12 protein-coding genes are annotated in these 9,141 nt (G+C 39.1%); 3 read left to right on the plus strand and 9 right to left on the minus strand.

The window, feature by feature from the left end; genetic code table 11:
- Positions 1–10 precede the first annotated feature (10 nt).
- A complete protein-coding gene (locus JWQ34_RS00120; RefSeq protein WP_299352113.1) occupies positions 11–1,906 on the minus strand; it encodes a prolyl oligopeptidase family serine peptidase in 1,896 nt (631 codons plus the stop codon).
- A gap of 154 nt (positions 1,907–2,060) precedes the next feature.
- Between JWQ34_RS00120 and JWQ34_RS00125 the strand changes: the two genes are divergently transcribed.
- Genes JWQ34_RS00125 through rfbC form a run of 3 tightly spaced genes read left to right on the plus strand, consistent with a single transcriptional unit; the run spans position 2,061 to position 4,760 of the window.
- A complete protein-coding gene (locus tag JWQ34_RS00125) occupies positions 2,061–3,863 on the plus strand; it encodes a tetratricopeptide repeat protein (RefSeq protein ID WP_299352116.1) in 1,803 nt (600 codons plus the stop codon).
- Positions 3,864–3,908: 45 nt separating this feature from the next.
- Positions 3,909–4,211, plus strand: a complete 303-nt coding sequence (locus tag JWQ34_RS00130) for a DUF4286 family protein (RefSeq protein ID WP_299352119.1) — start codon at positions 3,909–3,911, stop codon at positions 4,209–4,211.
- Positions 4,212–4,760, plus strand: a complete 549-nt coding sequence (gene rfbC / locus JWQ34_RS00135) for a dTDP-4-dehydrorhamnose 3,5-epimerase (protein WP_299352122.1) — start codon at positions 4,212–4,214, stop codon at positions 4,758–4,760.
- An 86-nt stretch (positions 4,761–4,846) separates the two neighbouring features.
- Here rfbC and JWQ34_RS00140 read toward each other — a convergent pair whose 3' ends face one another.
- From JWQ34_RS00140 to JWQ34_RS00175, 8 genes are all read right to left on the minus strand, one after another.
- Complete coding sequence (locus JWQ34_RS00140; protein WP_299352125.1) at positions 4,847–5,695, minus strand: OmpA family protein; 849 nt, start codon at positions 5,693–5,695, stop codon at positions 4,847–4,849.
- Positions 5,696–5,716: 21 nt separating this feature from the next.
- The gene (locus JWQ34_RS00145; protein WP_299352128.1) at positions 5,717–6,382 is read right to left on the minus strand and encodes a DUF2461 domain-containing protein; all 666 of its coding nucleotides are present in this window, start codon (positions 6,380–6,382) and stop codon (positions 5,717–5,719) included.
- The gene (locus tag JWQ34_RS00150) at positions 6,360–6,767 is read right to left on the minus strand and encodes a DUF983 domain-containing protein (RefSeq protein WP_299352131.1); all 408 of its coding nucleotides are present in this window, start codon (positions 6,765–6,767) and stop codon (positions 6,360–6,362) included. Before JWQ34_RS00150 ends, JWQ34_RS00145 begins: the two co-directional genes overlap by 23 nt.
- Positions 6,768–6,803: 36 nt before the next feature.
- A complete protein-coding gene (locus JWQ34_RS00155; RefSeq protein WP_299352133.1) occupies positions 6,804–7,079 on the minus strand; it encodes a hypothetical protein in 276 nt (91 codons plus the stop codon).
- A 38-nt stretch (positions 7,080–7,117) separates the two neighbouring features.
- Positions 7,118–7,690: a DUF420 domain-containing protein gene (locus JWQ34_RS00160; RefSeq protein ID WP_299352136.1), complete on the minus strand. Its 573-nt coding sequence runs from the start codon at positions 7,688–7,690 to the stop codon at positions 7,118–7,120.
- Positions 7,691–7,794: 104 nt separating this feature from the next.
- Positions 7,795–8,454, minus strand: a complete 660-nt coding sequence (locus JWQ34_RS00165) for an SCO family protein (protein WP_299352139.1) — start codon at positions 8,452–8,454, stop codon at positions 7,795–7,797.
- Between the two features lie 34 nt (positions 8,455–8,488).
- A complete protein-coding gene (locus JWQ34_RS00170) occupies positions 8,489–8,842 on the minus strand; it encodes a cytochrome C oxidase subunit IV family protein (protein ID WP_299352142.1) in 354 nt (117 codons plus the stop codon).
- Positions 8,843–8,864: 22 nt separating this feature from the next.
- Positions 8,865–9,141, minus strand: a 277-nt coding sequence (locus JWQ34_RS00175) for a cytochrome c oxidase subunit 3 (RefSeq protein WP_299352145.1), incomplete at its 5' end; no start/stop codon positions are given.

The raw sequence follows: 9,141 nt of genomic DNA on the forward strand, positions 1-9,141 counted from the left end.
CCGCAGGCAATTAGGGTTTAACATGCATATTATTGTCCAGGAATTTTTCAATATCAGCATAGTTTTGCATTCGCTTTTTCTCACTACTAATTGATCCACGCTGGTCTTTACTAGGCAAATATTTGACAGGTATATTGTGCCTTTGTAATTCACGAATATAATGATCCAATTCATTAATATTAGCACGCTGGTCTTTTAAATCCTGGAATATAATTATCGGTACTTTTGGTTTATCAGAATGAAACACCGGCGAAATTGCACGCAACTGGTCGGCGTCTTTTTCAGGATCGCCTATGGTTGCATACATCTTTTGCAAAAACGGCTGATAAAAAGGCGGTGCCGTTTTAATATAGGTAAATAAGTTAATTAGTCCGTTTTGTATTACAGCACAATTGTACAATTTGGGGTTAAACGAAATACCATACAATGCCGAAAATCCACCAAAACCATGGCCGTATATAGCTATTTTTTTAGGGTTGGCAATTTTTTTGGTGATTAGCCAGTTTACGCCGTCTGTTATATCCTGTTGTATTTTGCCGCCAAGCTCTTTAAAGCCGGCACTGTAAAACACTTTGCCATATCCAGATGATCCTCTGTAATTAACCTGTAAAACAGCATAACCTCGATTAGCTAAAAATTGCACATCCGAGCTATAATTCCAGGAGTCGCGCGAGCCAAAGGGCCCGTCATGCGGTATAACCACTACCGGCAGGTCGGTTTTATCATCAACTAATGGCAATGTCAGGTACCCGTTTATAACCGTCCCATCGCTTGCCGTATAGCTAATAGGTGTTTTTGCACACAGCTTGTTGGGGTTAATGCTAGAGTTATCGGTAAGCTTGGTTAGCGTATTGTTTAAACGCTCATAAAGGTAAACAGCGCCTCTGCTCCTATCTGTATAGGTACTAACAATAAACTTATTTTCGGCCGTATCCCTGTCAGAAATATTTACCTCACTGCCGCTAAGCTGCTTGTAAAGGTTTTGATATATGGCTTTAATCTCACCATTAAAAAAATGCTTTTGCGGCTTGGCTTCTTCCCATGATACCAGTTCAAGGCGTTTTTTAATTTTAGAATAGTCAACCCTTAGTATATCGGCATTATTATTTGCATACATAACCCGTTCTTCCTGCCCGTTTTCAGCGTTTATCTCTACAAACGCGGTTTTGTCGCGCCCAACGTTTGATAGCGCATAGAAGTTTTTCTTCACACCTGTAAAGGCTATAGGCTTAACATAATTCCTAAAATTGTTTTTGATGATCGTTTTAAACTGCGACTTGTCGTTTGGGCGATAAAGGATTGTTTCGTCTACACCGTTTGTAGCTTTGATCAATCGTATCTTCCCATCTACATCTACCAGCCATTCTGTAATATTACCCGGATTCAATAGGTATGTTTTTAATTCGCCGGTTTTAACGTTTAGCCTGTAAACATCAAAGTTGGCCGAATCACGCTTATTCATGCTAATAGTAATAATATCAGGCATTAACCTGCTTTTATTCAATATCCTAACGCTGGCTTTACCTTCTGACAGTATTGTTTTAATTTTTAATGTATGTATATCTAATACTAACATGGGGTGTTCATCGCCTGGTTTATCCTTCTCCTGCCCAAAAAGTATTTGGTTATCATAAGTCCAGGTATAATCACCACGTACAGAAAAATCACTAAATGATGTTGCCATTACTTCTTTACCGCTGGCAATAGACTGGATAAAGATGTTTTGCGTTTCATGGTATCGTTTTAAGTATGATACATACTTACCATCGGGCGATATTTTGAATGAAGTTTTTCCGGGGTTTTTCAAAAACGCGCTTATAGGTATTTCCGGAGCTTTGTTTTTATTACAAGCACATAAAACAATTACTACAAAAATTAAAACTAAAGCTTTCAGGCTCCTCACCATTCTATTATTCAACTCAGGGGTTATAATCAGGTTAAATTAGGTAAATAACTTAGCTTTTTTAAAAATGTCACTACAATTTTACCCTACTTGCGCGTTATGTAAATAATCCATAGCATATGCGCCGTGTTTAACTTTTAATATTTATTTTTATACAATGAAGCAAATATTGGTATTTTGTTTTTTAGTTATTGCCTGTTTCTCAAGGGCCTCTGCCCAAAGCGATGAGTTGCTGCTGGCGAAACAATACAGCGCTAATGGCGAATACCAAAAAGCCCTTGAAATTTATCAAAAACTTTATAAGCAGGATAATGATGCCTATTATAACAGTTACGTTAATACCTTACTATCCCTTAAAAAATTTGATGATGCCGAAAGCACCACTAAAAAAATGATGCGTAAGCACCCGGCTGCTACCGAATATGTAATAACTCTCGGATCAATTTATACCCAGCACGGTGATACTGAAAAGGCTAATGCTTTGTATGATAACATGATCAAAAACCTGCCGACCGATCAAAATGCTGTCACCATGCTGGCCATGCAGTTTTACCAGGGCACCAATGCAGATTATGCCATAAAAACTTTTCAGCAGGGCCGTAAGCTACTACATAATGAGAGCCTCTTCTCATATGAGTTGGTAACGCTTTACCGCTTTAAAAGAGATAAGCCCGCACTAACCGAAGAATACTTAAATATACTGCCTAAAAACCCTTTGTTTTTAAGCCAGGCAGAAAACGCTTTCTCCACCTTATTTGAAGGCGATGCCGATTATGATATGCTGCGCATTGCATTATTAAAACGAATACAAAAAGATCCGCAGCAAACCATTTTTATTAATTTATTAACCTGGCAATTTTTACAACAAAAAGATTTTGACCAGGCGCTTAACCAGGCACTTGCGCTCGACCGCAGAAGCAATACAGATGGGAGCGATATTTTTGAACTATGCCATACCCTTGTTTTTAATGAGGCTTATGACGCTGCCATACGCGGATACGAATACTTAATAACCAAAGGCAAAACCCAGCCTTATTATGTATCAGCAAAAATTGAATTAATAAATACCAAAAATTTAAAAGTAACCGCCGGTAAATATGTACAAAGCGATTTAATAGAGCTTGAAAAAAACTATACTGACCTATTAACCGAGTTTGGCCAAAATAGCGGGACTGCCTTTGCTATGCAAAAACTGGCTAATCTACAGGTATTTAAATTACACAAACTAAACGAGGCACAAAAGGTATTGGAAGATGCTATTAACATACCACAGCTGCAACCTAACTTGCGTGCAGCCTGCAAGCTTGACTTGGGCGATGTTTACCTGCTAAATAACCAACCATGGGAGGCTACCTTGTTATATAGCCAGGTTGAAAAAGAATACCCTAACACCACCATTGGACAGGATGCCAAATTCAGGAACGCCAAGTTTGCTTATTACACCGGCGATTTTACCTGGGCCAAAGGTCAGTTAGATGTGTTAAAAGCTGCTACATCTCAATTAATAGCTAATGATGCCCTTAATTTATCGTTATTAATAGCTGACAATATTGCGGTTGATACCAGCGGAAAAGCATTAAAAATGTATGCCCACGCAGATATGCAAATATTTGCCGAACAACAGGATAAAGCCATACGCATATTGGATAGCATTAACACTAAATTTCCAGACAATAAATTGAGTGACGATATTTTAATGGCTAAAGCGCGTATAGCAATCCAGCAAAAAGATTATGCCGGCGCATCTGTCGATCTGAAAAAAATAGTTGCTGATCATCCATCAGAACTTTGGGCTGATGATGCCGTATTTATGCTGGGCGATATTTATGAAAACCAGCTAAATGATAAGGAACAAGCTAAAGGCTATTACCAAAAAATCATAACCGATTATGCAGGCAGCTTGTATATTAACGAAGCGCGTAAACGATTTAGAAAGCTGCGTGGAGATGCGTCATCCTGATTAAAGTTGTAAAAATCATATCTGCTTAATTTGTATTTTTGCGGCATGATAATATATAACGAAACCATAATAGTGGATGAAGGCATCCATAAACAATGGTTAAACTGGATGCAGGCCGAATACATACCTATGGTAATGAAAACCGGCCATTTTAACTCCTATAAAATCCTGAATGTACTTGATTCGCCAAACGAGGGAGTTACTTATTGCATCCAATATTTAACAGACGACCGCGAAAAATATAATCTGTTCAATGATAAACATTTGCAGGAACTACAGGCTATTCATCAACAAAAATTCGAGAACCAATTTGTATTGTTTAATACTTTAATGCAAACAGTAAGCTAAATGAAATTTACCGAAACCAGTATTAAAGGATTAATGATAATAGAACCGCAGGTGTTTAATGATGGCCGCGGATATTTTTTTGAAAGTTACAGTAAAACAAAGTTTGCGGCAAGCGGCATTAACATTGATTTTGTGCAGGATAATCAATCGTTTTCACACAAAGGAGCGATCCGTGGTTTGCATGCGCAAGCAGCACCACATGCACAAGCTAAACTGGTGCGGGTAATACAAGGCAGGGTTTTAGATGTAGTGGTTGATGCGCGTAAAGATTCGCCAACTTATGGTAAATACGAAACTATTGAACTAAGCGGCGATAACCAGCTTCAATTTTTAATCCCCGAAGGATTTTTACATGGCTTTGCTACGTTGGAGGACAATACCATTTTTATCTATAAAGTAAATAACTACTACAGTAAAGAGTGCGAGGTTGGCGTTAAATGGAACGACCCTACCCTTGCCATCAACTGGGGCATTGCAGAGCAGGATGCTTTAATATCACCAAAGGACTTGGTATTGCCGGAGTTTGCGGAGTTTGTGAGCCCGTTTTAGAGCCCCCTCTAAATCTCCCCCGATAGGGGAGACTTTTAAGAGCAAAGTTTTTAAAGCCCTCCCTTCCGGGGAGGGTTGGGTGGGGCTTACTTCGTTATCAAATTATACAGCTCATCCAATTTAGGGCTAAGTACAATTTCTATCCGGCGGTTTTTGGTACGAGCATCGTTGCTGTCTGTCGGGTCAATGGGTTGGAACTCGCCTTTGCCGGTAGCTGTTAACCTATGCGGATCTATCTTTTCAACCTCAGTTAAATAGCGGGTAACTGATGTAGCGCGCAGAACGCTCAAATCCCAGTTATCTTTGATCTGGCCCAGGTTAATAATCCTTTTATCATCAGTATGGCCTTCAACCGCCATATTAATATCCGGTTCTTTATTTAATACTGCGGCCAATTGTTTTAAGGCCGCTTTACCACGCTCGTCAATTACAATACTGCCTGATGGAAAAAGCAATTTATCAGTAAGTGAAACATATACCTTACCATTTTTTATAGCCACGGTTAAACCATTTTGCTGGAAACCAAGCAGGGCTTTTTGCAGTTTATCTTTCAACGCGTTTGTAGCCTCATCGCGTTTACGCAAAATATCTTCTACTTCTTTTAAGCGTTGCTCTCTCTTTTTTAGGTCGCTTGACAGTTGGCTAACCTTTGAGTTGGTGGAGTTTAGATTTGTATTTAACGCATCATAATTGCCTTTTAAGGTACCGTAAGCACCGCGTTGGTCTGCCAGGTCGCCTTTAAGGCCGGCCAATTCATGGCGCAGGCGCGCGGTATCGCTTTGTAGTTGTGCTACCTGGGTTTCTAAATTAGCGGTGCGGGTAAACAGCGAATCTCGCTGTGATACCATTGCCTGGTATTTTTTGGTTGACAAAACTACGCATGAGTGCAAGCTAAGGCATAAAACAAAGGCAAATAATAAATACTTTATTTTCATCAGGGATCTGGATTTTACAGGTTAAACAATTGCGTTGCGTAAAAATACATTAAGCGGGTATATTTTGGTGCATATCTGCGCTATATCTTCGGCTGCTTTGCCGCTCATTATGTCTTTATCTTTTATGGGATGCATTACTATAAAGCTTTTTAGCTTTAACAGTTCAATGTTTTCATTATCGGCAGCATAATCTCTGGGCAGAGTTTTTAATTTATCCCGCTGATTCCTAAAGTCGCCAAATAGTTTAACAAACTCGGGTGTGTCAACAATAGCGGTAAGTTCATGTCCATTATAGTCAATCTCCTGGCGGATGGCTTTTAAATGCGTGGCTTCGGGCATCCAGTAACCACCTGCTATAAACGATTTTCCGGGCTGTATATGCAGGTAATACTCGGCACCGCCCAGCTTTGTGCCTGATGTTGGCAGGCTTATACCGAAGTTGTTTTTATAAGGTGTTTTGTTTTTGCTGAACCGGATATCGCGATAAATACGCATTACGCATTTTTTAGCATCCAGTTCTGACGATAACGCGGGATCTACCTTGTGCATTAGTTTAATCAACTGGCTTGTAAAATCGATAACGTTTTCGCGCGCAACGTCATAACGGTCCTTGTTGGCCATAAACCATTCGCGGTTGTTATTGTCAACAAGCTCTTTTAAAAAATTAAGTGTTTGCTGTTGTATCATCTACATCTAAATAAGGCTGATAATGAATTTTGGGCGATAACCAATACAAAAGTAATACTCTTGAGGCCCGGAAAATTATCGGAGCAAATAAAAAACATCCGCCAATAATAACACCGGTATATAACCACGGCGATGTGGTATTACCCGTTATAAAATAGGTTAACATAGCAATGGTGAATGATGCACCCACGTTTAAAGCATAACTTACATACATGGCCGCGTAAAAGTAACCCGGCTCGATCTCGAAATGCATATTGCAGCGGGGGCAATCTAAATTAATGCGATTGGTGGTGAGGCTGTAAACTCGTCCGGTAAACATATCGCCCCTGCGGCAGCGTGGGCATTTGGCATGTAACATTGCCCATGTTTTGGATGTTTTAGCCATGTTATAAATGAAGTCGAAACCGACTATATATCTATTTTAATTTAAATGAAGTTTCTCATCGCGCATGTTCAGATCAACATTTTTGCGACGGTATTTTTTGTACCAGATATAGCCTACTATGGCCACGGCCAGGTAGGGAGCAGCCAATAAATACATTATACCATTGTTCAAACCTTTGGTGGTACTGTTACCATTTTTAGCGTTCGATTCGACCGAGGTAGTGCACATGGCACATTGGGCGTTAACCGGCACAACGCTACAGGCTAACATCCCGGCAACAAAAAGGATCAATAATAATCTGTACGCTTTCATGTGGTAAATTTAATTAATTATTCAGTGTCATTTCTGTTTTAAAAATGGTAGTAAGGCGATATTAATATATAAACTATCACACCCGTAACGGTTACGTACAACCATATCGGGAATGTCCATCTGACCAGTTTTTTATGCTTTATCACTTCCATTTTAAGGCCGTAATAAAAGCTCAATAATATTAACGGTAACACACCTGCTGCCAGTATAATGTGTGATATTAATATAACGAAATAAATATAGCGCAAGTTACCTGCAGCGGCCTTTTCCATAGCAGACACAATACCATTGCCATCCAAATCGCCATACCTTGTTTCGGGTGCTAGCCAATGGAATAATATGTAAGACACCAAAAAAAGTGATGACAAGCAAAATGCCAAAATATTAACGCGTTTATGCCAGGTAACATTACCATGCGTGATCAGGTACAAAGATATAACCAATAATATACTACAAGTACCATTTAAATAAGCGTTAAGCAAAGGTAACACATGCATAAATGATGGCAATACCGCCGGCTTAGGCAATATTTTCATGCTTAATATTAAAACCACCACAAATACAAATATGGAAACGGCAGCTACAAAGCGGAATATAAATTTATCAGTCATTGTTTGAAAGAATCAAGAGCCAAGATGCAAGAATCAAGACCATATCATTTTATTATCTATTTAATTTAACCCATTCTTGATTCTTAGATCTTGCTTCTTGAAATCTAATACAGTGGTTTATCATTCTTGCGCAGCTCTTCGGCTATCAGCACTTTAATTTCGTCATTCAGTTTGGTGATATCATTGGTTGACGTGCCCGAATAATAACCTCTGATGCGTTTTTCTTTATCTATCAATATCAGCTTATCACTGTATATAAAATCATCGTTAGTAACCTTTACCGCGTTAACCAAAAAGCCTTTGCGGGCCAGGGGATAGATAGCCGATGTATCACCCGTCAGGAATAACCATTTTATGCCTGGCGGATTATATTGTTGTGCGTATTTTTTCAATACCGCTACCGAGTCTCTTTCCGGGTCGACTGTTATTGAGGCAAAGCACACCATGTTATTCTTGGCGTAGTCTGACAGCAGCGCGTTAACGTTTTTGTTAATGGTATTACATACCGATGGGCAATGCGTATAAAAAAAGCTGGCTACAAATATCTTGTCGTCAAAGCTTTTAGCAGTTACTGCATTGCCGTTTTGGTCTGTCAATTTAAAATCGGGCAGTTTATGATAAGTGGTATCCGGAATAATATCGCCATGAAATTTATGGCTGGTGCCTGATAGTGTTTTCGGCCCGAAAAAAGGCAACGGCTTATACCTGTTCTTACCTTCGGCGGTAAGCAAATAATATAAAAATCCCGGTAACGCTAATATCATTACCAGGATTATGATTTTTTTAACAAGGCTCAACTTATGCACCAATCCTCAGATGAATCCAGTGGTGACTCTCGTTAGTCAATACCAGGATCAAACCGATGATGAAAAGGATAGGCACTAATATGGCATACACCAAGCCTATTTTTTCAAACTTTAAGTGCATAAAAAAAGCAACAATATAAAATGCCTTTACCAGTGTTAAAATAATATATGCCGGGTTAGCATATTTTATATCCATGTGGTGGTTAGGCACCAGGAAAAGGGCTATAAAAAACTCGACGCAGGTAATACCTAGTAATATGAAAAACACTTTCCATATTCTTTTGCGGGTCATTGTCTCTCCGTGCTCGCCTTCGGCGTGATGAACTTCTGTTGGTTCTGATGACATAATATATATCAGGTTAAAATGATCAAACTAAATAAAAGAAAGTAAATACAAACACCCACACCAAATCTACAAAGTGCCAGTAAATGCCAACTTTTTCAATCATCAGGTAGCTGCCGCGTTTTTCATAAGTGCCTAAAAGCACGTTAATGGTTATAATGATATTGATGATAACCCCGCTAAATACGTGGAAACCATGGAAACCGGTAATAGTAAAGAACAAGTTAGCAAACTGGTGCGACGTCATTTGCTGTTGTGCAAACGGAACACCTTTTTCAAAAAACTCCTGTAAAGTTTCTTTG

It is taken from the genome of Mucilaginibacter sp. (assembly GCF_028288185.1).
In the GTDB taxonomy this organism is placed as follows: domain Bacteria; phylum Bacteroidota; class Bacteroidia; order Sphingobacteriales; family Sphingobacteriaceae; genus Mucilaginibacter.